Origin of the sequence: Anaerosporomusa subterranea (genome assembly GCF_001611555.1) — a bacterium.
Taxonomy (GTDB): Bacteria; Bacillota; Negativicutes; order Sporomusales; family Acetonemataceae; genus Anaerosporomusa; species Anaerosporomusa subterranea.
In genome coordinates this window covers 446,747-470,220 of the sequence record NZ_LSGP01000017.1, presented here as the reverse complement: position 1 = coordinate 470,220, position 23,474 = coordinate 446,747, and the positions used below count along the sequence as shown (strand labels likewise).

At 49.5% G+C, this 23,474-nt stretch carries 23 protein-coding genes; 4 read left to right on the top strand and 19 right to left on the bottom strand.

Annotated features, from left to right (window positions below):
• Positions 1 to 9: 9 nt before the first annotated feature.
• The 12 genes from pth to AXX12_RS09595 all read right to left on the bottom strand — a co-directional run bounded on the left by pth (position 10) and on the right by AXX12_RS09595 (position 13,483).
• Entirely contained in the window at positions 10 to 570 is a 561-nt protein-coding gene (gene pth, locus AXX12_RS09650; RefSeq protein ID WP_066241557.1) for an aminoacyl-tRNA hydrolase, read from the bottom strand.
• Positions 567 to 1,400: a polysaccharide deacetylase family protein gene (locus AXX12_RS09645; RefSeq protein ID WP_066241556.1), complete on the bottom strand. Its 834-nt coding sequence runs from the start codon at positions 1,398 to 1,400 to the stop codon at positions 567 to 569. Before AXX12_RS09645 ends, pth begins: the two co-directional genes overlap by 4 nt.
• Positions 1,401 to 1,621: 221 nt before the next feature.
• Positions 1,622 to 2,575 (bottom strand): ribose-phosphate diphosphokinase, encoded by a 954-nt coding sequence (locus AXX12_RS09640; protein ID WP_066241553.1) that lies wholly within the window; start codon positions 2,573 to 2,575, stop codon positions 1,622 to 1,624.
• 30 nt (positions 2,576 to 2,605) lie between these two features.
• Positions 2,606 to 3,970, bottom strand: coding sequence for a bifunctional UDP-N-acetylglucosamine diphosphorylase/glucosamine-1-phosphate N-acetyltransferase GlmU (gene glmU, locus AXX12_RS09635; RefSeq protein ID WP_066241550.1), 1,365 nt, complete (start codon positions 3,968 to 3,970; stop codon positions 2,606 to 2,608).
• Positions 3,971 to 4,068: 98 nt separating this feature from the next.
• A complete protein-coding gene (ilvA, locus tag AXX12_RS09630; protein WP_066241546.1) occupies positions 4,069 to 5,292 on the bottom strand; it encodes a threonine ammonia-lyase in 1,224 nt (407 codons plus the stop codon).
• 176 nt (positions 5,293 to 5,468) lie between these two features.
• Positions 5,469 to 6,281 (bottom strand): pur operon repressor, encoded by an 813-nt coding sequence (gene purR, locus AXX12_RS09625; RefSeq protein WP_066241543.1) that lies wholly within the window; start codon positions 6,279 to 6,281, stop codon positions 5,469 to 5,471.
• A 292-nt stretch (positions 6,282 to 6,573) separates the two neighbouring features.
• Entirely contained in the window at positions 6,574 to 7,335 is a 762-nt protein-coding gene (locus tag AXX12_RS09620) for a nucleotidyltransferase family protein (protein WP_066241541.1), read from the bottom strand.
• A gap of 24 nt (positions 7,336 to 7,359) precedes the next feature.
• A complete protein-coding gene (locus AXX12_RS09615; RefSeq protein ID WP_066241538.1) occupies positions 7,360 to 8,055 on the bottom strand; it encodes a GntR family transcriptional regulator in 696 nt (231 codons plus the stop codon).
• Between the two features lie 246 nt (positions 8,056 to 8,301).
• Positions 8,302 to 9,171: a 4-(cytidine 5'-diphospho)-2-C-methyl-D-erythritol kinase gene (ispE, locus tag AXX12_RS09610; protein ID WP_066241536.1), complete on the bottom strand. Its 870-nt coding sequence runs from the start codon at positions 9,169 to 9,171 to the stop codon at positions 8,302 to 8,304.
• A 2-nt stretch (positions 9,172 to 9,173) separates the two neighbouring features.
• A complete protein-coding gene (locus AXX12_RS09605) occupies positions 9,174 to 9,632 on the bottom strand; it encodes a chemotaxis protein CheW (protein ID WP_066241533.1) in 459 nt (152 codons plus the stop codon).
• Positions 9,633 to 10,006: 374 nt separating this feature from the next.
• Positions 10,007 to 12,655, bottom strand: coding sequence for a cyanophycin synthetase (cphA, locus tag AXX12_RS09600; protein WP_066241530.1), 2,649 nt, complete (start codon positions 12,653 to 12,655; stop codon positions 10,007 to 10,009).
• Positions 12,656 to 12,667: 12 nt separating this feature from the next.
• A complete protein-coding gene (locus AXX12_RS09595; protein WP_066241528.1) occupies positions 12,668 to 13,483 on the bottom strand; it encodes a cyanophycinase in 816 nt (271 codons plus the stop codon).
• A 120-nt stretch (positions 13,484 to 13,603) separates the two neighbouring features.
• Here AXX12_RS09595 and AXX12_RS09590 point away from each other — a divergent pair, with 120 nt between their 5' ends.
• The gene (locus AXX12_RS09590) at positions 13,604 to 14,023 is read left to right on the top strand and encodes a L,D-transpeptidase (protein ID WP_231881855.1); all 420 of its coding nucleotides are present in this window, start codon (positions 13,604 to 13,606) and stop codon (positions 14,021 to 14,023) included.
• Here the strand turns inward: AXX12_RS09590 and AXX12_RS09585 are convergent.
• The 3 genes from AXX12_RS09585 to AXX12_RS09575 form a co-directional block, all read right to left on the bottom strand.
• The gene (locus tag AXX12_RS09585) at positions 14,007 to 14,777 is read right to left on the bottom strand and encodes a HipA family kinase (protein ID WP_066241527.1); all 771 of its coding nucleotides are present in this window, start codon (positions 14,775 to 14,777) and stop codon (positions 14,007 to 14,009) included. The genes AXX12_RS09590 and AXX12_RS09585 overlap by 17 nt on opposite strands.
• Before the next feature lie 372 nt (positions 14,778 to 15,149).
• A complete protein-coding gene (locus AXX12_RS09580) occupies positions 15,150 to 16,136 on the bottom strand; it encodes an SPOCS domain-containing protein (protein WP_231881854.1) in 987 nt (328 codons plus the stop codon).
• A 41-nt stretch (positions 16,137 to 16,177) separates the two neighbouring features.
• Positions 16,178 to 16,846, bottom strand: coding sequence for a DUF3794 domain-containing protein (locus AXX12_RS09575; protein WP_066241524.1), 669 nt, complete (start codon positions 16,844 to 16,846; stop codon positions 16,178 to 16,180).
• A gap of 185 nt (positions 16,847 to 17,031) precedes the next feature.
• Between AXX12_RS09575 and AXX12_RS09570 the strand changes: the two genes are divergently transcribed.
• Positions 17,032 to 17,871 carry a YitT family protein gene (locus AXX12_RS09570; RefSeq protein ID WP_066241522.1) on the top strand — a complete coding sequence of 280 codons (840 nt, stop codon included), beginning with the start codon at positions 17,032 to 17,034 and terminating at the stop codon, positions 17,869 to 17,871.
• 694 nt (positions 17,872 to 18,565) lie between these two features.
• Positions 18,566 to 18,874, top strand: a complete 309-nt coding sequence (locus AXX12_RS18770) for a hypothetical protein (protein WP_074431350.1) — start codon at positions 18,566 to 18,568, stop codon at positions 18,872 to 18,874.
• A 262-nt stretch (positions 18,875 to 19,136) separates the two neighbouring features.
• Here AXX12_RS18770 and AXX12_RS09560 read toward each other — a convergent pair whose 3' ends face one another.
• Positions 19,137 to 19,751: a CAP domain-containing protein gene (locus AXX12_RS09560; RefSeq protein WP_066241515.1), complete on the bottom strand. Its 615-nt coding sequence runs from the start codon at positions 19,749 to 19,751 to the stop codon at positions 19,137 to 19,139.
• A gap of 157 nt (positions 19,752 to 19,908) precedes the next feature.
• Positions 19,909 to 20,796 carry a sporulation peptidase YabG gene (gene yabG / locus AXX12_RS09555; protein WP_082816834.1) on the bottom strand — a complete coding sequence of 296 codons (888 nt, stop codon included), beginning with the start codon at positions 20,794 to 20,796 and terminating at the stop codon, positions 19,909 to 19,911.
• 157 nt (positions 20,797 to 20,953) lie between these two features.
• Here yabG and AXX12_RS09550 point away from each other — a divergent pair, with 157 nt between their 5' ends.
• On the top strand, positions 20,954 to 21,724 hold the full coding sequence (locus AXX12_RS09550) for a glycosyltransferase family 2 protein (protein ID WP_231881879.1): 771 nt from the start codon (positions 20,954 to 20,956) through the stop codon (positions 21,722 to 21,724).
• Between the two features lie 317 nt (positions 21,725 to 22,041).
• Here AXX12_RS09550 and rsmA read toward each other — a convergent pair whose 3' ends face one another.
• Together rsmA and rnmV are read right to left on the bottom strand one after the other, a co-directional pair.
• Positions 22,042 to 22,893 (bottom strand): 16S rRNA (adenine(1518)-N(6)/adenine(1519)-N(6))-dimethyltransferase RsmA, encoded by an 852-nt coding sequence (rsmA, locus tag AXX12_RS09545; RefSeq protein ID WP_066241504.1) that lies wholly within the window; start codon positions 22,891 to 22,893, stop codon positions 22,042 to 22,044.
• Entirely contained in the window at positions 22,874 to 23,431 is a 558-nt protein-coding gene (gene rnmV, locus AXX12_RS09540) for a ribonuclease M5 (RefSeq protein WP_066241501.1), read from the bottom strand. The genes rsmA and rnmV overlap by 20 nt, the downstream gene beginning before the upstream one ends.
• Positions 23,432 to 23,474: the final 43 nt, after the last annotated feature.

Sequence of the window (23,474 nt, the reverse complement as noted above, 5' to 3'; positions counted from 1 at the left end):
CATTTTAGATCACCGGCTATATAGGTTCATCGCCTTAGTGATGCCATGTTTCAGTATATATTCTGCCGCGTCGGCAGCCTTAACAATCGTTTCTGCCACTAAAGGGGTTTCCTCTGGCGAGAAGCGGCCCAATACATAGTTAGCGGTTTCCCAACCTGCCGGCGGGCGGCCGATGCCAACCCGAATACGGCAGAAGTTTTCAGTACTCAGATGGACCAGCAAGGATTCAATCCCTTTGTGACCACCCGAGCCGCCCTGTGGCCGCAGTCTAAGCTTGCCCACCGGCAGATCGAGATCATCATAAATGACGATGACATCCTCAGCCTTCAGCTTATACCAGCGTACAAGCTCCCCGACGGCGGAGCCGCTTAGGTTCATGTAGGTCTGGGGCTTGACCAAAAGTACGGGCTCGCTCCCGCCACGATATTCGACGCAAAGCGCCTCGTGACGATTACGCCAGGAATCAACGTCCCAGCGCTTTGCCAATTCTTCGACTGCCAAAAAGCCGACATTGTGGCGGGTAGCGCTGTATTCAGAGCCCGGATTGCCAAGTCCGGCAATAATTTTCACAGTTTCGCCCCCTCCTTTGCCGTTGTCTTGAGAATCTCATTCACGGTGACGAACCGATAGCCTTGGCTCTTTAGCTCGTGAATGATTCGTCGGGTAGCTTCAATGGTTTGCGCCCTTGAGGCGTTTGCGGCTACGCCGTCACCATCATGTAAAAGGATAATCGAGCCGCTTTTTACCTTGCTGACAGCTCGGCTGGCAATCGCCTCCACGCCTGGATTGACCCAGTCTCTACACATCACAGACCATTCCACCACTGTTAGATTCCGCTCAGCCATGACATCCATAATCACAGCATCACGAAAACCATGCGGCGGCCGCACAACCTCGGGTGCGTGGCCGGTGATGGTAGCCAATATCTGTTGCGTCTTGTCAACCTCGGCCGCGACTTGAGCGCGATCTAGTTTCAATAGATCAGTATGTGAGTATGTATGGTTGCCAATCTGATGGCCTTCAGCCACGATTTGCGCAACTAATTCAGGATGTTTTTCAGCATTTTTGCCGACTAAGAAGAACGTGGCTGGCACGCCATTTTCCTTTAGTACCGCTAATGTCTGTTGCGTATAAGGGGGATAGGGACCATCGTCAAATGTCAGCGCCACCACCCGCTCCTGAGTCGCAGCTTCACTAAAAACAGGACCGTAAAAATGGTTCCCCGGCAACACGGCCTGCAGCGTTAACGCAAATCCGGCCAAAATGCAAAGGATGGCCAGCCACAGACCAATGCGGGCTGGCCGTCTAAGCAGGCGGCAATAATCTAAAAACAGACTGATAACCACAACAACTGTCAGCAATCCCAAAATACTGGTCAGCCGCAGATTGGTTTCAAACATTGAAATTTCCCTCTCTCGTGGAGATCTGGCAGGAGGCTAAGGAAAGGATTACGTTTTACCACAGAGTGCGCAGAGGGTTCACAGAGGACACAGATGGCAATGATAGCATTGTTTATAAAATAGACAAAAGGTATCAATATCCTCTGTGCATACCCTCAGCGTACTCTGTGGTTAACGTTAATTACTTTTTTCTCAACCCAAGCCTCTATGTGGTTTCATTCTTATACTGTGAATAGTTTGCTTACCGACAAATCGCCGAATATTCGAATCAGCGCTTCACCGAATAACGGCGCAACAGACAATGTCTTGATTTTCGGGCTTTGCTTTTCTGGCGGTAAGGGGATAGTATTGGTGACGATCAGCTCGGTAATACATGATTTTTCGATCCGCTCAATCGCCGGGTAGCTGAGCACCGGATGAGTGCAGCAGGCATACACTGCTTTCGCGCCACGGTCGATTAGGGCGCAAGATCCTTCTGTTAACGAGCCTGCCGTATCAACGATGTCGTCAACAATCACGGCAGTCTTACCTTTGACACTGCCAATCAGGTTCATGACTTCGGCCACGCCGGGAGCCGGACGGCGTTTTTCAATAATGGCAATATCTGCATGCAAACGATCAGCCAGTTGCCGGGCCCGGGTCACACCACCTAAGTCTGGCGAGACGACAACCAAGTCATCGAGTTGCTTGGAAGCAATATAATCACTGAGAATAGGAACACCTAGCAAATGATCGACCGGAATGTCAAAAAAGCCTTGTATCTGCCCAGCATGCAAGTCCATCGTTACAACACGGGTAACCCCGGCAGTGGTCAGCAAATTAGCCACTAGTTTTGCAGAAATGGGCTCGCGTCCGCGGGTCTTACGGTCTTGGCGGGCATAAGCATAATAGGGAATTACTGCTGTAATGTGACGGGCAGAAGCACGCTTCACGGCATCTACCATAATCAGCAGTTCCATCAGGTTCTCGTTAACCGGATTGCAGGTCGGCTGAACGATAAAGACATCTGTACCGCGTACACTCTCATCAATGAGTACTTGGATCTCGCCATTATTAAACTTGCCAACAAATGCCTCGCCTACAGACAGTCCCAAATATGATGCGATCTCTTCTGCTAATGCAGGATGGGCATTACCTGTCAGAATTCGCAGCCGTTTTCCGTCATCAAAAACCATTGTTAAATTTCCCCCTAAAAAAAATATAAATCAGCGTTGCCGTTTGACCCAATTCTCGATATTGGTTTGCCGGGCACGCGCCACTCCAAGAGCATCGGGTGGTACGTTTTTAGTAACAGTGGAGCCGGCGGCCACATAAGCGCCGCTGCCCACTTTCACCGGTGCGACCAGATTTGAGTTGCAGCCGATAAAGGCATTGTCCTCAATGACTGTGCGGTGTTTCTTTTTGCCATCATAGTTGACGGTGATCGTGCCGCAACCGATATTGATCCCTGCTCCCAAATCAGCATCACCGATATAGCTGAGATGAGGCAATTTGGTACCAGGGCCGACCTGAGAATTTTTGACCTCAACAAAGTTGCCGACTTTGACTCCATCCGCCAAAATCGAATCTGGCCGAATATGGACATAGGGGCCGACAGTAACCCCGCAACCAATTTCGCATTCATGAGTATACGAAAAGTGAATAACGGTGTTATCGCCGACTACCGTATTCTGCAGCCGGGTATTAGGGCCAATTTCACAGCATGAGCCGATTGTCGTAGCGCCTTCAAGCCAGGTAAAGGGATATAATATAGTATCAGAACCGACAGATACCGAGTCATCGACAAAGACACTATTCGGATCCATGATGGTGACGCCTGCATCCATCAGTTCGGTAAGTTTGCGATTTCGTACGATGGCCTCCGCTTGCGCCAACTGCGCCCGGGAGTTAATGCCCATCGTTTCTTGGTGTTCGTCAGCCGCAACCGCCGCAACGGCCTGGTTCTGAGCGGTAAGAATACCAATTACATCAGTCAAATAGTATTCACCTTGGGCGTTGTCTGCAGTTATTAAAGCAAGCGTAGCAAACAGGCTGGATTTTTCGAAACAGTAAATGCCTGTATTAATCTCGTTCACTGCTGCTTCTTCGACTGATGCGTCTTTTTGTTCCACAATCTTTACGACTTTGCCTGAGCGATCTCGAATGACCCGTCCATATCCAGCCGGATTCGGCATGATGGCAGTCAGTACCGTGGCTTGAGCCTGTGCTTGGCGATGCGTCTGGAGAAGTTTCTGCAGCGTAGCTGCTCGCAGAAGTGGCGTGTCACCGCACAGCACCATAATCGTGCCCGTGCAGCCTTGCAGTAGTGACTCAGCTTGCATGACAGCATGGCCTGTGCCTAATTGTTCGGCCTGAATAGCCGTCTGAGCCCTTGCTCCCAATGTTTTTTGAACTTGATCGGCGCCAAAGCCAACAACGGCAACACTGGCTGTTGCCCCCGCCTGTTCGGCGGCATCCAATACCCGTAAGAGCATGGGTTTGCTACTAACTTTATGAAGCACCTTTGGCAGTTCCGACTTCATTCGGGTCCCCTTACCGGCGGCCAGAATTAAAGCGGTAAATCCTGACATTATTTCCGTCCCCCTGTTTCCCGGCTGTCAGCCGGAAGATATCTCCGAACAAAATTTAATTCGACACGAAATGACGTTTCCCTGCAAAGTTGTATATTTTAAATCAGCTCGACCACATAGCCTTCTTGGCGAAGAGTGGTGAGGATGGTTTCTGTATGCATCGCATCCTGTGTTTCCATACTGACTTCTACGACAGCCTGACCCAGTGGTACATTCCGCTCAACCCGGTCGTGGAAAACGTGAATGACATTAGCCCTTAGGCTAGCGATAATGGTCAACAGGCGATTTAGCGCACCAGGACGGTCAGTGACTCTAGTGATAATCTTTACCCGGCGGCCTGCCTTAACCAGACCGCGTTCAATGATACGGGAGATAAAATTGACATCAATATTGCCGCCAGAGATTACACTGACGACTTTGCCAGATACCGGCAGCAGGTGGTTGAGCAGAGCGGCCAAGCTCACTGCACCCGCGCCTTCCACCATCAGCTTTGCCCGTTCAAGCAGCATCAGGATAGTGCTGGCGATGGCCTCATCATCCACGACGACGACATCATCCAGATAGCGGTCAATTAGGCCAAAGGTGATGTCGCCTGGGGCTTTGACAGCAATGCCGTCAGCGATGGTAACCGCATCAGGAGTTGTTTTTAGCGTATGCTGCTGTTTTGAAATATACATCGCGGGCGCACCTTTTGCCTGGACTCCATATACCTTAACATGAGGAGCTTTTTCCTTGATTGCCAGCGCGATCCCGGCCGCTAGTCCGCCGCCGCCAATGGGGACAACCACTGCCGAAACATCCTCCAACGCTTGCAAAATTTCCAGGCCAATTGTACCTTGTCCAGCTATCACATACGGATCGTTATAGGCATGAACGAATACTTGTCCACTTTCCCGCTGAATATGCTTAGCTTTCTCGAAAGCCTCGTCATAACCGAGACCGCTTAAAACGACTTCCGCTTTATAGCCACGGGTGGCGATGACCTTGGCCAAGGGAGCAATCTCTGGCATAACAATGGTCGACTTGATACCTGCGAGAGTTGCGGCATAAGCAACCCCTTGCGCGTGGTTCCCGGCGGAAGCGGCGATAACGCCTCTTGCCTTTTCAGCGGCAGTAAGCGACTGAATCTTATTATAAGCGCCACGCAGTTTAAACGACCCTGTCTTTTGCATATTCTCAAGCTTGAGATACAGCTCACAGCCAACCAAATCACTAAACGTGCGGCTTCGGTCAAGCGGTGTGTTATGAACTTGATCGCGCATCGTGGCATGCGCTTCTTCAATCGCAGCCAGGGAAATAGTCGGAGAAGCAGTCGGTTTCATGCGAAAACCTCCTTGTGATAGGTCGAGATTCGGTTGAACACTAGCGTCACTAGCGACACACTAGCGACACAACGGCACCTTATTATTCAATTAACGTCATAGTGCTGCTCGTGCTTTTAGGGGCGATCCTGCTCCGTTCCTTACGTTCCAAGACTTTGATTCGTCTGAAAATGAAACTACAACGCTGAATGTATTTTTACCGTTTTAGTATGTTCATCTACATCGGATAAGATAAGCAGAGCCTGGTAATCATCAACCAGCTTTTGGCTGGGCTCTTCGGTGGCGATAAGCACACCCAAACCAACCACTGCGGCGTCAAACTCGTGCACTAAGTCGATCATGCCGCGAGCTGTTCCACCTGCTTTCATAAAGTCGTCGATAAGCAATACCCTTGATCCCGGTGCAATGGCCCTTTTGGGCAGTGACATGGTCTGAATGCGGCGGTTCGAGCCGGAGACATGGTACACACTGACAGCTGAACCCTCAGTTACCTTGCTGCCATGGCGGGCAATGGCCAAGGGAAGGTTAAATGCCCGGGCAGTCATCATCGCCAGAGGAATTCCTTTAGTCTCCACTGTCATAATACAATCTGGTCGGCTCTGGGCAAAACAGGTCATGAACACCTCTCCCACCCGCGCCATGATATGAGCGTCAAATAGCAAATCAGACATGTAGAGAAAGCCGCCAGTCAGAACCCGTTCAGGTGAGGCAAGCGTTTCGGCCAGACTGGTTAGAATCTCGTTGGTTGATTGGCTAGAGACATAGGGAAGAAACCGAACACCGCCGGCAGCACCAGCTACGGTTTCCAGCTTGCCGAGACCAAACTCAGCTAAGGCTTGCTGAATCGCCTCCACATCTTCAGATAGCGTAGACTTAGCCGCGCCGAACATTGTACTAAAGTATCCGAGCGAAAACAAGCGTCCAGGACTATCTGTCAACAGTTTGGTTAAGGCGATACGGCGTTCCATCCGCTTCGCTTTATCATTCATCGCTATTTTCAACAACCTCCTTGCAGTCTTTGGATAATCACTTTTATCAACACCTTAAGAAAAATTGTTACGCGGGACTTTGGGGAAGTACAGGACGCCATTCCACAGAGGCCACAGAGTTGTAAAGAGAACACAGAGGACTAAAGATCGGAACCAGCAAAACTGGCAAATAGATGCTACTCCTCTGTGACCTCTGTGGAAACGTAGCCTCGTCCGCTTCGCAAACCAACCTTTCTGCCCCAAGGCAAAACCACGCAAGCGCGGTTCAACCGGTGCGTGGTTTGTGAAAAAATTAAAGTACGTTGCTGGCAATGGCTGAGCGAACCAGCTCTAAATCGCTCGGCTTATCGACATCGATACCGAGCTCAGGAAATCGGGAATGGACAACCGCACCGCGCAGCTTAAGAAGTTCAGACACACGGCCTTCAACTTCAGCCAAGCCGAGTGTGCCGATAAGAAACTTTATGACAAAGCCCCAGCCAAGAATACCGCACAAGGTTAACGGGTTCTTGCGGTTTTCGATAATCCGGTTGGCAACAGTCAGCGAGCGCGACACAATATCCGGGTTGACCAAGAAGATATTGCCGCCGGTGAACGTACCTTCACGCAACCGGACATAGGTGCGGCGAGTGGAGGGATAGCACCGTTCATTCATCTCTTGCGAAATAATCGGATAATAGAAGTCAGCATCAATGCAACTGCATTGAGCCACGAAGTCATTGACTGCCTCAGCTGTCAGCAGGGGAATATCCGCCGTAGCAACCAGTACCTTCTGTCGATGTCCTAAGGCCGCCATGCCAATCTGGATTGTCTCCATAATCGTATGACCACCCGCCAAAACGCTCACTTGTGGCGGGAATGCACATTGCTGGAGCGCAGATTCCGGGCCGACGACGAGAATGCGGTTTACGGCGCCGCTGGCGGCCAACGCGTTGGCCACAAAAGTCACCATCGGCTGTCCCGCGATCTCAATCAGCGCTTCATAGGGCTGAGGGGATAAGCCGAGCAACTTCTTATTATTTTCACCGCCAGCCAAAATTATGGCGTCGTACATGATATGCCTCCCACTGTGTTGCGACTAGTCGCTTTCCTCAGGATAGCGACGCTCGTCAAACTCCTTGAGCAAAGTTTGCTCAGAGTTCTCCATATGCTCACGGGCTATCTGCTGCGCCAAATCGGGATTTCGCTGCGCGATCGCCTCAACTAGACGAGTGTGTTCTTCAACTGTATTTTGCATGCGTCCGGGATATTTCATGGAAATAGAACGGAAACGGGTAAACTGTTCTCGCAGATTATTAATGATTCCAACTAATCGGTCATTACGGCTGGCACGGTAGAGAACATCGTGAAACTTGGTATCAAATTCGATCAGTTGCTCCATATTGTTCTGCTCAACGAACTCGCCGATTTGCACCAACAAACGCTCTAGCTCTTCCAATTCTTCTTCCGTAATACGTTCGGCCGCCAAACCTGCGGCGAGGACATCAAGCACCGTTCGGATCTCATAAACCTCATTGATATCCTTAATTGATAAATCAGTTACATAGGTGCCCCGTCTTGGCACCATAACTACAAAGCCTTCCAATTCAAGCTTGCGAATTGACTCACGCACAGGAGTGCGGCTAACGCCAAGTTCCTCCGCCAATTGAATTTCCATCAGTCTTTCGCCTGGCTTTAGTACTCCGTTGACAATTGCATCCCGCAATGTCTCGGCCACTACCTCTCGCAACGGCTTGTAGCTATCCAGCTTAATCGGCAACAATCGCCGCGTCATAGTTCTCCCCCTTACTAGGAGACCGTTGCAAAACCTCCATCTGCGTTGCACCCGCGAGGGGTATGCCGCCAACTCTACGCAAGCCTCGCTGTTCCTACGAAACTAAAATGCTTGACATCTTCAATTCGCATCCTATCTCGTATGTAACGACACCTGGAGCTTTTTCAACTAGTCTCTTGTTTTTTAAGGATGTCTGTTGCTCTGCAACAGACTCCTAACCTTGTCTACTCAGCACAAGGTCTTTCTCTATTTTGTTTCCCGCTGCGAGGTTCTTGTCACAATGACCTCTGCTTTACACTCTTGCGTTAGCCGTTGGGCGATTTGCTGAGCTGTGTCGTCATTCTCAGCCAAACAAAAGACGGTCGGACCGCTGCCTGACATGAGGCTGCCAGTGGCACCTGCGTTAAGCATCATCGCTTTGATAATGGCAATCTGCGGATGTTCATTAACGGTAACACTTTCCAGAACATTAACAAGGCTTTGTTCGACTTTGTGCCAGTTTCCCTGGCTGATGGCAGTTAAGACTGACTGTGTGTCTGGATGCACTACAACAGCTTCAGGTCGATACCCTTTGTAAACAGAGGCAGTCGCCACATCAACCGGTGGCTTGGCTAATACAACAGGGCGGGAAGGCAAATCCTGTAGTTGAGTAATTACTTCGCCTCTGCCGGTTGCTAACGCTGTACCGCCATACAAACAAAAGGGCACGTCTGAGCCCAATGAAGCGCCCAAACGCGACAGGTCCTCCGGCGTCAAGGGCAGCTTCCACAACTGAACCAACCCCTTTAGAACGGCGGCTGCATCAGAGCTGCCACCCGCCAAACCAGCCGCCATCGGTATCTTCTTTTCCAGCCGAATATGGACGCCGTGATCAACACCGCATTCACGCCGGAGTAAAGCTGCCGCCCGATAGGCTAAGTTTGACTCGTCACCAGGCAGGCGTGGATTATCTGTCTCAATCAGGATCGAGTCGGCTTGACGCAAATGCACCAAGTCGGCCAATTCCAGTGTCTGCATGATCATCGCTACTTCATGATAGCCATCGGGGCGTTTGCCGAGCACGTCAAGTGTCAAATTAATTTTCGCTCTGGCGGAGATAGTAAGCGTTTGCACCATACTTATGATATTGACTTCAGGGTAATGGCTTCTTGCGAAGTCAACACTTTGTCAATGGCAAGCAAAATAAGCAAGCGTTCATCCAGCTTGCCAATACCTTCTATGTATTGGGAATCAAGAACAAATGTAGGAGGCGGCGGTTCCACGCTAGTGGCTGCCAGACGAACCACTTCGGTAACTGCGTCTACCACAATGCCTAAGGTTTGTCCATCAACATCAACAATAATGATGCGGGTATCATCATTAATTACCGCTTCAGCTAATTGGAAGCGCTTGCGGAGGTCAATGACGGGAATAACTCGCCCCCGTAGGTTGATCACGCCTTCCATGAAATCAGGCGTCTGCGGCAAACGAGTAATCGGAACCATGCGGTTAATTTCCTGGACTTTGGTAATCGGTAGGCCGTATTCTTCCTTGGCAAGCATAAAAATGACAAGCTGCAATTCTTGTCCGGCGTCCATATCTGCCACCTCCATGAGTATTTATCTAATACTCATTATTCTACCTTGTCCTAAGCAGACCTGCAACTACCAAGGAAGTTTTTTCTAGGAGACCGTTGCAAAAGTCCATCTGCGTTGCACCCGCAAGGGGTATGCCGCCAACTCTAAGGCGCTAAAGCGCCAAGAGTTGCGCAATCACGGCTATGTTTGGTTGCTAGCGTACCTTTTGTACGCGGCGCGGCGCAAGCCTCGCTGTTCCTACGAAACTAAAATGCTTGACATCTTCAATGCGTATCCTATCTCGTATGTAACGACACCTGGAGCTTTTTCAACTAGTCTCTTGTGTTTTAAGGAAGTCTGTTGCTTCTGCAACAGACTAGAGACCGTTGCAAAACCTAAATTCCTGCTTGATTGACTGCAAAATAGCCGTAACCGGCTGCTTCGGCTTGCTGTCGGTTATGCTGCAACCGAAATTCATCAATCGCGCGTTTAACCACATCGTACTTTTCATAGAACACAACAATTAAATCCTCAGGCTGCGCTTGCGAAAGGGCTGTCCAAACAGCCGTGTATTCTGAGAGTACTAGTGTGACAGCTTCGGCCGGATATCCGGATTCGATAACTCCCTGCTTCAGTAACGCTGCTGTTTCACCTGGTTGTCTGCCCCGTAGATCTTCATCTTCTTTAATGTAAATCATATCAAAACCGCGTCCCGCGATGCGGCCAACGTTTACCACAACATCATCGCGACGATCGCCGGGGGCTGCAATCACTCCGACAAGACGTCGAGCACCCATGCGTCTGGCTGTACTGATTGTTGCCAAATAGCCGGCTGGATTGTGGCCATAGTCGACACAAACGCAAAGGTTACCCAGTGAAATCAAATTAAACCGGCCCGGATTCTCGTCAAAGCTCATTAGCCCTTCACAAATATAGCTAACCGGCAGTCTGAGGCACCAACAAGCGGCTGCGGCGATAACGGCATTCTGCAGATTATGCATGGCGATACCGCCCAGAGTTGCCGGGATGCTATCTGCAGACAGCAGTGGTTTGGCTGTTTTGCCCTCTGCGGCGTAAATCATGCTCTCTTTTACAAAAATCGCTTTACCGCCTCTGCCGAGATGACGCCTGACAATTAGATTGTCTGGCTCGAGACTGAAATACATAATCTCGGCCCGAACTCGCTTGGCCAGTATGGCCGCAAAAGCGTCATCAGCATTGATAACAGCGAACCCGTCTGGTTTAACAGTCTCAAGAACGAGTGACTTGACATACGCCAAATCGTTTAGATCTTCAATGCCATCTTGGCCCAAGTGGTCTTCGGTGACATTGGTGACAATGCCAACATCACAACTGTCAAACGCCAGGCCGCCGCGCAGTAGACCGCCGCGCGCCGTCTCTAATACAGCAACTTCCACGCAGGGATCATTAAGAACAATTCTGGCACTGGCTGGGCCGGTGGTATCGCCGGGCATGATGCATTCACCGCCGATATGAATACCATCAGTCGTTGTCATACCAACCTTATAACCTGCCGCCTCCCAAATGTGGCCAATCATTCGCGTGACAGTGGTCTTGCCGTTGGTGCCGGTGACGGAGATAATCGGTATCCGCCCTTGATCACCGTGAGGGAACAAATAGTCGATAATGGCGGCAGCCACATCACGCGATTTACCAGCTGACGGATAATGGTGCATCCGGATTCCGGGAGCGGCGTTGACTTCAATGATTGCACCGCCTTGTCGCAACGATTTTGTTATATCGGCGGCGACAATATCTACCCCGGCTATATCAAGGCCGATCAGTTTGGCAGCCCGCTCAGCCATTTGGACAGTTTCAGGATGTACAATGTCGGTGACGTCTACCGCCGTCCCACCAGTGCTGAGATTTGCGTTTTCCCGGATATAGACAATCTTACCGTCAGCCGGTATAGAGTCTGGTGTTAAACCTTGCCTTGACAAGTTAATAATTGCCACCGAATCAATCTTGATTTTTGTCAAAGGTTTTTCGTGTCCATCACCGCGCTGAGGATCAGCGTTAATCTGATCCACTAACTGCCAAATGGTTGAACTTCCGTCGCCAATGACATAGGCGGGAATACGTTCGGCAGCTGCCACTAACTTTCCATTAACAACGCACAATCGATATTGACGCCCTGGTATGAATTGCTCAACCACAACCCGATTGTCAAACTCAGCCGCAATAGCGAAGGCACGTTCAGCTTCTTCAACTTTATGTATGTCGAGAGTAACGCCTTTACCCTGATTACCGCCAAGCGGCTTGATGACAACCGGGACACCTATTTCCATCATCGCCTGCACAGCTTGCTTGGCATTTTCGACAACTTGTCCCTCTGGCACAGGCAGAGCGCCGTCCGCCAGTATCTTTTTGGTCAAGTCCTTATCACAAGCCAAATCGGTAGCCAGCATGCCTGTTTTACTGCTGACAGTTGTCCACATGCGCTGTTGACGGCGTCCCCAGCCTAGCACAAGTAAATTCTCCTGCCCAATACGAGAAACCGGAATACCGCGACCGCAAGCAGCTTGATAAAGGGCTTCAGTGCTCGGTCCAAGACGGTCAGCTTCACCGGCTGACGTAACCGCCTGGACTGCTGCCGCCGCATCATACGGACTACCTGCAACTAAAGCGTTGATAAGCTCTTCCGCTTGGCGAATTGCTTCCATCGCCGCAGCCGCCGACCTATAGCCAAGCACTACGTCATATACTCCTGGCGTACCGCCACTACGCGCTTTGCCGAAGCGAACATCATAACCTGCCGCCGTCTGAAATTCCAGGGCAACATGTTCGAAGACATGAGCCAAGTACGTCCCCTCATGCAGTCTTTCGACAAATCCTCCCCTGTAGCCAAGAGCACAATGATGCTCACTTAGAGTGGGCAGAGCCTCTGTCAGACGCTCGACAAATCCCGGGATTTCATTGCTCGGCGTCTCAGCCTGTTCGCCTAAATCTAATCTCACCTTGATGACTGGCCGGTAACTGTAGATATTCGGGCCTCTTAATTCCCGCACAGTGATAATTTGCATAGGTGCACCTCTTCACTCGCCGCAAATATAAGTCATTCGCCGTTTAAGATCATATCCATATCCTTCTGGAAGAACATGCAAAATTACATTGGTCAATGCCAACGGATCGGATGGTTTGGATTCGGAAATGTTGGAATAGATGATATTTCTGCCGTCCGCAATTGTCACCGTCTGTGAGCCAATGACCTCAAACTTCTCATCTGGCGACACAACGATTGCTGTATCCTCATCAATGCCTACTCCAATAATCAGTGGATTCTGCGCCACCGCAGCTAAAATCCGGTTGATTCGTCCGCGTTGCGCAAAATGCTGGTCGATCACAACTTCCTGCAGCAAGCCCATACCGTGAGCCATGCCCAGATGGGATTTTTTCGGGGTATCACTTGAATCTCCGCCAACAATCATTGTGTCACTCATGACAGAAGCGCCAGCACTCGTGCCGGCGATCACTGTGCCACTTAAGTAAGCCTGGCGAATCGCGGCATCAGATTCCGAGCCGCCAAGAATGCTGGTCAAGCGCAGTTGATCACCGCCAGTGATAAATACCCCTGTCGAGTCAAGAATATTTCGAGCTTTATTTTTGTCATTAGCTGTATCACGGTCATCGATATAAATAACGGTCGCCGCTTCGGCGCCAATCTCTAGAAACAGGCTTCGATACTCATTCCCCACCTCATGCGGAAATTCTGTCGCGGTGGTAAGCACGGCAATTCTCGCGTCTCGCCCTCCTGCCATCTCGACAAAGCGCTTTAGTATCTTGCACTTACCTTTTTTGTCCTCATTTCCCCCAATAATTAGCAGATTGCCTGCAACCTTGTCTTTGCTCATCGGTTTCTCCTTCTCAACTGCATACACAGCTATTTTTGCCATAGACTCATAACATTTATACAGATTTATACATATAGTATTCTGCGTATGCAAACGCGATCCTGAAAAGGAGGTATTCATATGCTTGTCCGTATGCTAGGACACGAATGGGATGTCGAACAAACCGAACGTTCGCTGGAAGCTAACCGGGCTGTTATACAACAGCCCACGATTTTGATTGTAAAATCGCGCCGTTCTTTGACACTGCTCAGCGGCAATTCACCAATCCGCACCTATCCAGTTGCACTTGGCAAACCTGCAACCCCAACGCCGCTCGGCAATTATGCCATTGCCACAAAAATTCCCCATCCGGGAGGAGTTCTTGGGTCCCGTTGGATGGGGCTAAACTTTGATGCATATGGCATTCATGGCACCAATCGGCCATGGCTAATCGGTCAGTTGGTCTCAAATGGCTGCATTCGCATGCACAATGCACATGTGGAAGAATTGTTTGGTTTTGTTCGATTAGGTACGCCAGTATTGATTAGAGATGAGGGCTAGTCAGCCTACATAGCTGATCGGCTATCTCAGCTGCATAGCCGCGCCGCTGGCAAAGCCAATTGGTAAGCAGCTCACGCTCCTCAGCCCCGGGAAGCCATTCCTGGGGTATTTCATTGACCATTTCCGCAAAGTCGGCATCACTGGTTGCCTCGATTTTCTGCAAGCAAGGCAAAAAGTCGTCTGCTTGAAGATAATGTTTTAACAAAACGCCGAATGAGCGTTGGCAATTGATCGATATGATTGTCAATAATTTATTTAATGACTCAGGCGTCCATTTGCCACGGTAGAACAGATGCGAATGGTCAATGGCATACAGCCGCCAGCCGTCTGTTTCTTGGCGAATCAGCAGGTTTCGCGGATTGTGGGTGCGATCCACATTATGAAACAGATGGTCAAACAACATCACTCCAGCCATATCGGGTTTGTTCACTGCTTTGTGTAATAGAAAGCGATTAAGATAACGGCAACTCGGCAAAAACCGGGATGCAAAGTGGACTCCAGCCTGAACTCGTTGAGACAAATAATACTCTTGGTTTACAACTTTCTGACTAAGGTAAATTAGGCCACTTGGCGGAAAACACAGTTGCCATCGCTCACCCAATTTGGCTGCTAGCAATTCATTAACCAGCACTTTGGGGCCAATCTTATTGGCTTGAAACTTGACTACATAGGTTTCACCGTCATCAGCGGTAAATAAATGCGGGGCGGTAACGCCCCTGCCCACAGGCTTCAAATGGGTTACTGCTGTTAACATTCTACCCTCCGAATCAGCGCCAGGTTTAGCGGCGCCGTACAGTTCAGTATATGCTTCAGGCGTAGCATTGCTAATAAGAAAACTGCTACGTTTGGAAATACGGGGCACCATTCCACGGAGTGGTAAAGAGAGCACGAAGGGTGACAAATTCCAAGCCAGCAAGAAGGAGAACGTTTCCACAGAGTAAAGGAGGACACACAGAGGAAACAGAGTATAAAAAATATTAATTATTATCGCGGCATCCTCTGCTACATTCTCTGTGACCGCTGTTGTACTCTGCGCCCTCTGCGGAAGACGTTTCCTCATCCTCTTCGTGAACTCTTAATTTTATTTGCTTAACAAAAGACCGCGGCTTCCACCGCGGTCTGCCCTTTAACCTTTTGCGTTTGTTGGCGCTCCGCCGGAGCTTAACAGCCAGCTTGCGATCCAGCCTGTAGTTGTTCCGTCACTAAGGATAACGCGGTTCCAGCCAAAGGCCTGATCTCTGAGTGTGACTGTTTCGCCCTTATTCACCTTGGTGACAACCGGGAAATTCGTGCCTGGACCGGTACGAACATTGACTGAGGAACCGGTAACAGTGGCCGTACCGGACACAACGGCCTGAGTGCCTGCGGTCGGAACCATGGGCATTACTTCCGGTCCGGTTACTAGAACATTTTCCACGCCAAATGCCTCGATCTTTCCGCCGCCAGTGCTGGCTGCAGACACGGAATCGCTGTTAAAGGTTGAGGCCGAAGTGGTCTTTTCGATTGGTTGACCAATCTGATCCACCGGCGTTAGCGCATATACATCCATTTCAGTCGTGGTGACCACACGCGCCCAGAATCTAAGTACAATCGTAACGTGGACTTTGCGTTGATCATGATCATGGTCATGGTCAAAGCATTCAAAATCATAGTCCACAAACTCGACCTGGATATCTGCCGTCGCTTTCATCCCCGGCTCGGCACCATCAATCTCGATATCACGGGTAAACCGAATATGTTGCTTTTCAAAAGCATGCACTGGTTGATTTGGCAGATCAGCCACATACATGACCTTTACTTCTAAATGGCCACGGATGATGACTTTATCTGGAATCACATCGATGCTGTCGCATTCGACGTCTTTAACATAGACATCGATAACCTGCTCAATTGGTGGTTTTTGCGCTGGTACAATCATATCGAATTCGACGACTCTCTGGGCCATTTTAGCGCCAAGTACTTGCTCAACCTCGATTTTCTCAGGCCCCGGTTCTGGGCAGCCGCAAACGAGCTCAGCGCTTTCGGCAGTGCCCACACCAGCCATGGAGGTCACTGTATCAGTAGTGCAAGTCGTCGACCCCGAGCTTTGTCTGATGTTATCATTATCGCTCACAGATATTTCCCCCCCTTTTCTCTGGATTTTGGGAAAGCGCCTTATCCCTTCGGAGTGGTCGGAAGTGTGGCCCCCGCATTGAAAGTGACTTCACGGTCAGCCAAGACTTTCGCGGTGATTTTTAGCACAACGGAAACATCAAATTCCCGACAAACACGATGGTGGTGGTGATGATCGTTGCAGTTATCATTGTGATCGTTGCAGTCGTGGTCGTGATCGTTGCAGTCGTGGTCATGATCATCGCAATCGTTGCCATGGTCATCACAATCGTCATCGTCATGGCTGCCGTATTTGTGCTTATACGCCCGAGTGTGGTGATCCACATCATAGTCGACGAATTCGACAACAACGCTGGCATCAGCGTCCATACCACGGCGGGCACCCGGAATTTCAATATCTTGCGTCCATTTGTAGTGTTTGATTTCAACCGCATGCACCGGCTGATCAGGCAGGTCGGCAACATAGATTGCTTTAATTTCGAATTCGCCGCGAACGATAACCTTGTCAGTAATTACTTCTACGTTCAGTACTTCGACATCTTTTACAAACACGTCTATAATTTGCTCAATAGAAGGTTTTCTTTCAGGAACGACAACATGAATGTCGAGAACTTTCTGCTTCGTTCTTTCACCAATAACCTGGCGGACGATAATCGGGCCGGCCTGAACGCCCAGCACACAGTTATTCACGTTTGCGCGAGTATCTTCCATACATAATTCCCCCCTTTATCAGTTTCTGTTTATATATATGCGGATGCCAGAATTCATGTGCAGAAAAAAGCCCAAATTGCCAAATTCAGGGGCGGCTATTGCATTTTAGTCTGACTAACAGCTATGATATACTTATGAAGAATGCCGAAACGATGACGATAATGACAATCATTCAGGAGGCGAAAATGCAACAAAAAATTTGGCGCTATGCGCTAGTGGGTTTGGGCAGCATCATCTGTGGAGCTGGGATCAATGCGTTCCTGGTACCGCATCATATGTTGAGCGGCGGAATCTCCGGAGTCGCAATGATTTTCTATTTCTTATTCAATTGGCCGATTGGCCTGCTGGTCGCCATTGGCAATATCCCTGTATTCTATCTGGGCTACAAACTGCTTGATCGTGAATTCCTTATTGGTGCACTTTACGGGCTGGCTGTCTTTTCTCTATCGATTGACGCAACGAGATTCTTGGCAAACATGAATCTCGTAGATGACATCATTTTGGCTGCTGTCTTCGGCGGTGTTATTTCCGGAATCGGATCGGGAATTATCTTCCGCGTTGGCGGCAGCACGGGCGGCACTGACATTATCGCCGTCATTGTGAAAAAATACTATTCCTATAATATAGGCTTTGTGAGTTTCTCGATTAATTTGGTTGTTATGGCAGTAGCCGCCTTTTTATTTGGATTGAAGCCGGCGATGTATACCTTGATCTCGATGTTCATTGGCTCCTCTGTCACTGACAAGGTCATTGAAGGCTTTAATCGCAAGAAAACTATTCTGATTATATCTGACCTATCAGAGGAAATAGCTGCCGCCATTTTAAATGAAATTGGGCGTGGGGTAACCTTTCTGAAAGGCGAAGGCGCCTATACTCGTAATGACAAAAAAGTGGTATTCGTCGTGGTCACCCTAACCCAGATCGCCCGAATCAAATTTATCGTTGAAAAAGTAGACCCGAATGCGTTTATGATTGTGCAGGATGCTGCCGAAGTCATGGGGCGGGGCTTTTCCGTTCACCACTAGGCCGCTGATAAGGACCCATCTGCGTTGTTAGCCGCATAAGCCCATTGCTAGCGTACATCAAGTACGCGTCGCGGCTGGGCTTATGCGGCTTCCTAGCATCTGAACCCTTCTCAGCGGCCTAGAGGCGAACGGCGGGAAACGTTAACGGGGTAGACGACGGAGAGAGACGAGACGGAGAGATGCTCGTTTCAGCAGCGGCTGAAACATCGAGAGGGCTAGGCTGGGGGTCGAAAGGAAAACAAGACGAGCGGAGAACGATGTTTCAGCATAGCTGAAACATCAGGGGACTGGGAACGGAGAGCGAAGGACGACTCGTTTCACCCGTGGCTGAAACATCGGGAATGTAGACAGAAGTAGACTCTTAGCGTAACCGAAATATATTGCTTCCGGTCAGAAATCGATATTTTACAACTCGCCGATTTTTGGCGTTCAGATGCCCCAGGTGTTGTTCTCTATGAGAATCATGGCAACCTGAAGCTGCAGATTAAATAGCATCACTAGGCGCGACAAGCATGCGACCGGAGTCGTACTGGAAGTACGTCGAAGGGAGCAAGCGCAGGAGGCTGAAGTAACGCAGATGGGGTATATTAACGCCAAAAATCTATACATAACATTTTTATGGTTTCTTTCATATAGTATAGTGAGTCCGGCAAACCGTGATTGCCGGCGAAAATTGCTATAGGAGGATTGGCCTGTGAAATACGGTGATACTTCTAGTCCGAAGTGGGCTTCGAAATGCTGCAATGACATGGAGTACGAAGGCATGGAAACGGGAATGGATATGTATGGTATGGGTATGGGTATGGGCATGGGTATGGGCGGCATGGACTGTGACTGCCCGCCTAAAATCGACTGCAAGATGGAGAAAGAATGTGTAAAGACCTTCACTTGTCAATACAAACTGTATCGAGTCTGTATGTACCGTCTGTATAAGGTCTGCCCGCGCTGCGGTCGAGAGTCTGATTATCATGGGCACCGGGGAATGTGCCCTCACTGCCGTTAGCTGAGCGCCCAGAGACCTCATCTGCGTTGTTACTCCTGCGCTTGCTCCCATCGACGTACTTCCAGTACGACTCCGGTCGCATGCTCGTCGCGCCTAGCATCTGAGGCCTCTGAACGCTCAGCGACTTAGAGCGTAGAGGGAAAACCAGATTCCCCTCTTGAGAGGGATGGCGCGAAGCGACGGAGTGTGTACTGACCTCGATCCATCGAAACATCGAGAAAGACCTCCAGCTCAACTTTTTGAGCGGAGGTCTTTTCATGTTTTAGCGTCCAATAAATTCTTGCACAACATACACTGAGCCGCGAGTGTCATAGCTGACACCGACACCGACTTCAGTGTAGTTCGGATTCAAGATGTTGGCGCGGTGGCCGGGGCTGTTCATGAGGGCTTTTTCGGCAGCGTCGACAGTCCTGTTGATCGCCAAATTTTCGCCAGCATAGCGGTAGTTGATGCCGTATTTTCTCATCCTGTCGAATGGTGATTGACCTTCCGGGTTGTAATGCGAGAAATAGTTCCGTTTAATCATGTCTTTGCCATAGTTCTCGGCCAGAACAACTAGCGAACCATTAAGCTTCAGACTTGGCAAGCCATTGGCTCGACGGTCGGCATTTAGCAAATCAAAGGCTCGCTGCTCAGAAGATTTAATCTGATTGGTGGGCGGCTGAGACGGCTTAGGAATAGACTTTCTTACCACAACAGGAGTTGGCTTCAGCCGACTCAGAGAGGTCTGGGCTGGCGCTGGGCTTGTCCCTGTAATCGCCGTCCAGTTTAAAGGATATTCTACAGAACCAGCATAGGCTCCGCCAAACGAGCTTACGGTCAGAGAGACTGCGATAAAACTGCAAACTGCCATTTTTGCAAACATCTTATATCGCAAAATACTCCTCCTTTCAATCAAGATGCTTCGATTCTAGTATCTATATTCTATAGTTATGTAAACTTTCCTGTCGGCAGATAGTTTGTAATTTATTGAAATACGCCGGACGCTGCGAAAGTACCTCTCGTTGCATCCGGCGTATGCTATGTTCTTCCCTTTAATAGGGACTTTTCGGCATGCCCAGGCGAAACTTGCCGTGTGTCTCCAGACCGCCGACGCCATCTGCCCCAGTGACTGATGCAGTAATGGCATCTGAAATGTCGACCACCCGGTTGATCGGGGTAAAAGCGACCTTTTCGGCAATGAAAACTGGGTCATAGGCGTGAATGAAGATGCGAGTAGGTGAGCTGGCAAAGTTGGCCCCTGCGGCCAAGATGGCTTCAAAGTATGATTGGCAGGCGCCGGCAAAGATGACGAGATCATCCACTGACGGCCGCACTGAGCGAGCATTATGGACGCTGTCGACAAAATACTGAGAGTTGCGATAGTTGTTCATGTCGCGAAAGTCGCGTTCTTTGTCTTTTTCTTTTTTCCCTAGACTGACCAAAGAGTCGTGACCAGTTAAGATGAGGATATCTGGTTGGTATTTACGCACAAGCTCAGCCACTCGTTCCGGCTGCCTGGATTCTTCGATCCACTCACCAATTGCTTCAATATGCAGTTGCCCATAAGTCTTCAGGCACATCTTCATATAGTCTTCATCACCATCAATGTGAAGCACCTTCCCAGGCCAGTCAAAAAACTGAAACTTTTTTGCCGGTTCGCCTCTGGCCATTTCGGACTGCTCGCGCTGATAGCCACGCCGTTGTAGAACGCGCCTCATACTATCATTGAACGTTCCCTCCAACCGGACGATTTCATCTTTGAGAAACTCCGCCGTCACCTTAATTAAGTCCGATTCAGGCGCATCCGCTAGTAGCCGCATGTGAAGTCCCTTCAGCTCGTATTGCTTCTCACCGCTATTGTTTGTTGAAATTCCGGTCACTTTGAACACAATGTCATCACCATGCGATTTACGTGTAACGATCTCGCCAATTTCAAACATCACAAAATTACCCTCCCTTCAGTCAATACATACTATGAAAGGGAGATGGAATCGGTCACCGCCGAGTAGCAAGTAGCACGGCCCACCCATATACTGTACTACAAGTTCACAGGACTCACCAGCATTCATGCTACGAGGTGATGCGCATTTGATAACCGTGGTTGTTCCAGCGAAGAACGAGGCAGGACGCATTACTACCGTGCTACAGAATCTTGGCACGCTTCCTGTCGACCACATCATTGTCGTAGCTAACGGCTCTAAAGATTCCACCATGCGCGAAATATTGCAAATGCGACTGCCCAAACTGCAGATTATTTCGTTTCACGAATGTCTGGGCATTGATGTGCCCAGGGCGATTGGTGCCAAGATGGCGCTCAATCTCGGCAGCGATGTCGTTTTATTCGTTGACGGCGACATGGTAGGGACATTCAATGAAAATTTGATGGAACTGGCCGATGGGATTATGCTCAAACGCCTTGATATGGCGTTAACTAATTGTTATCCGGTACCGCCTCGCCACATCGAGCGGTATAATCCGACATTCCAATGGCGTCTTAATTTGAATAAGGAACTAGGCCTTGACAAAAAAATTAGTCTCTCCACTCCGGCACATGGACCGCACGCAATATCAAGGAAACTGCTCGAAGCTCTCCCGTTACGCGAGCTGGCAATCCCGCCGGTAGCCATGGCACTGGCCAGAAAGTCCAAACTAAAAGTCGACGTAGCAACAATTATTCCCCATTACAGGCTGGGATCGTCAATTAAAAACCAGATTCACACTAACAAAATTATCGATACCATCGTTGGTGATTGTCTGGAGGCTATCGCCGCCTATCGCGATGAACCACGCATCCGGCAATGGCAAAGCAATACCTATTTAGGCTACAATAGTGAACGGCGGTTTGATCTGTTGGATTCGTTTCTGTAGATAAGGAACAGTGGTTGCGATCTTTGGAGGAGGGTACATTAACTGCAGATTGCGCAGAGTACGCTGAGGGTGCGCAGAGGGCTATGGGATCCTTTAGATCGTAGTTTAAATTATGCCACGCAAACGATGTGTGCATATGATCTGCTTTTTGTTCGTTCTCTTCGCGCAGGCGCGCAGCGCCTTTTGCGTTTTCACGGCCAATCATCACTATCGCCCCGTGCTTTATCTGAGTTTTCACTTCATAAAACTTATCAATCTTGACGGTACAAAGAAAAGGGCTGGATTCCTTTTAAGGATTCCAGCCCCTTTGACTGTTTTTAGCTTTCGCTACTGCTCCAGGCATTGGCGATCGTGGCAAACTCTTCTAAGGAAAGCGTCTCGCCTCGCCGTATGGGATTAATTTGTGCTTTCGTCAGAATGGCTGCGATCTGTTCGCTGCTTAGACCTGTAGTCTTTAGTGCATTTGACAACGTCTTCCGTCTCTGTGAAAAAGCGCCCTTAACCACACGGAAAAAGCGTCTTTCGTCTGCTACATCGACCGGCGGCTTAGTGCGAACAGTACAGCGAATAACCGACGAGTCGACAGCAGGCGCTGGTATAAACGCTGTCGGCGGCACATCAAATAGCAGCTCTGGCTCGGTATAATATTGTACTGCTACCGACAATGCCCCATAGTCTTTGCCGCCAGGTGACGCTGTCATCCGCTGTGCGACTTCTTTCTGCACCATTGTCACTAATACCTCGATAGGTAGCCGTCTCTCTAAAAGAGTCATAATAATTGGTGTGGTAATATAATACGGCAAATTAGCCACAACTTTGTATTTTTCCGCCTTAATTTCCCGGGAAATGTCGGTCTTGAGAATATCGCCATGTACGACCCGAATATTGTCATACCCCTCTAAAGTCGTTGCCAGAACTTCGACAAGTCTTGCGTCAAGTTCCACCGCTACGACACTAGCACCAGTCTCAGCGAGTCCCTGCGTCAATGTGCCAATACCGGGGCCGATTTCAAGAACAGTATCCTCCGGAGACAGGCAAGCACTTGCAACAATCTGATCAACAACCTGTTCACTGATTAAGAAATTCTGGCCAAGCCGTTTGCTCAGCGATAAACCAAAACGGCGAATTACGTGCAGAGTGACTTCTTTCTTAGCGATTTTCGGATGCATTTTTCGTCTCCATTTCCAAAACTGCATTTCCAAATTCTTCTCGACTAACTCCGTAAGTATTCAGGCGGTGAAAGAACGTCTTGGCATTTGCATAGCCGATACCAAGTTTCTCACCCAAAATAGCGCGTCTAGACGAGGCTGCAGGGGTTCCGGTCAAACCGGCTTCCATCAAATCATCCCAGGTAAATCGCAACTCTGGCGTCCACTCCTGACAGCGTGCCTTGGTTAAGGCAGCGCGGATCGCATCAGGCTTTGCTTGCTCAATCCCGATGTCGCCGTCTGCGGTTGCCGCCTCCTTGGGTATGAAGGCGTGTTTAGCTTCAGGAAACCGCTCGGTTAGTTTGCGACGAATGCGTTCTCCTGCACTGTCTGGATCAGTTAAAATAATAAGTCCCCGCGCCTTGGCAGCCTTGGCAATTTGGTCTAACCGATATGGCTGTAATCCGAAGCCGCCTGTTTCCAAACAGTCTGCCTCGACTGCCCGTTTGACTGCAGCTGTATCATTTTTGCCTTCAACGACAATAACTTCTTTAATCATAAAATAGCCTCCATTTAAGAAAACAACCTGAGAAGAGCAAAGT

What these genes read in the sequence shown, in the direction of transcription:
- AXX12_RS09605 (WP_066241533.1), bottom strand. Translation starts at nt 9,632, where the DNA reads ATGGACGCCGGACAAGAATTGCAGCTTGTCATTTTTATGCTTGCCAAG.
- ispE (WP_066241536.1), bottom strand. Translation starts at nt 9,171, where the DNA reads ATGGTGCAAACGCTTACTATCTCCGCCAGAGCGAAAATTAATTTGACA.
- AXX12_RS09620 (WP_066241541.1), bottom strand. Translation starts at nt 7,335, where the DNA reads ATGTACGACGCCATAATTTTGGCTGGCGGTGAAAATAATAAGAAGTTG.
- ilvA (WP_066241546.1), bottom strand. Translation starts at nt 5,292, where the DNA reads ATGAAACCGACTGCTTCTCCGACTATTTCCCTGGCTGCGATTGAAGAA.
- AXX12_RS09640 (WP_066241553.1), bottom strand. Translation starts at nt 2,575, where the DNA reads ATGGTTTTTGATGACGGAAAACGGCTGCGAATTCTGACAGGTAATGCC.
- glmU (WP_066241550.1), bottom strand. Translation starts at nt 3,970, where the DNA reads ATGTCAGGATTTACCGCTTTAATTCTGGCCGCCGGTAAGGGGACCCGA.
- AXX12_RS09575 (WP_066241524.1), bottom strand. Translation starts at nt 16,846, where the DNA reads ATGGAAGATACTCGCGCAAACGTGAATAACTGTGTGCTGGGCGTTCAG.
- rnmV (WP_066241501.1), bottom strand. Translation starts at nt 23,431, where the DNA reads ATGATTAAAGAAGTTATTGTCGTTGAAGGCAAAAATGATACAGCTGCA.
- AXX12_RS09570 (WP_066241522.1), top strand. Translation starts at nt 17,032, where the DNA reads ATGCAACAAAAAATTTGGCGCTATGCGCTAGTGGGTTTGGGCAGCATC.
- AXX12_RS09645 (WP_066241556.1), bottom strand. Translation starts at nt 1,400, where the DNA reads ATGTTTGAAACCAATCTGCGGCTGACCAGTATTTTGGGATTGCTGACA.
- AXX12_RS09585 (WP_066241527.1), bottom strand. Translation starts at nt 14,777, where the DNA reads ATGTTAACAGCAGTAACCCATTTGAAGCCTGTGGGCAGGGGCGTTACC.
- AXX12_RS09595 (WP_066241528.1), bottom strand. Translation starts at nt 13,483, where the DNA reads ATGAGCAAAGACAAGGTTGCAGGCAATCTGCTAATTATTGGGGGAAAT.
- AXX12_RS09615 (WP_066241538.1), bottom strand. Translation starts at nt 8,055, where the DNA reads ATGACGCGGCGATTGTTGCCGATTAAGCTGGATAGCTACAAGCCGTTG.
- AXX12_RS09590 (WP_231881855.1), top strand. Translation starts at nt 13,604, where the DNA reads ATGCTTGTCCGTATGCTAGGACACGAATGGGATGTCGAACAAACCGAA.
- purR (WP_066241543.1), bottom strand. Translation starts at nt 6,281, where the DNA reads ATGAATGATAAAGCGAAGCGGATGGAACGCCGTATCGCCTTAACCAAA.
- rsmA (WP_066241504.1), bottom strand. Translation starts at nt 22,893, where the DNA reads ATGCATCCGAAAATCGCTAAGAAAGAAGTCACTCTGCACGTAATTCGC.
- yabG (WP_082816834.1), bottom strand. Translation starts at nt 20,796, where the DNA reads ATGTTTGAAATTGGCGAGATCGTTACACGTAAATCGCATGGTGATGAC.
- cphA (WP_066241530.1), bottom strand. Translation starts at nt 12,655, where the DNA reads ATGCAAATTATCACTGTGCGGGAATTAAGAGGCCCGAATATCTACAGT.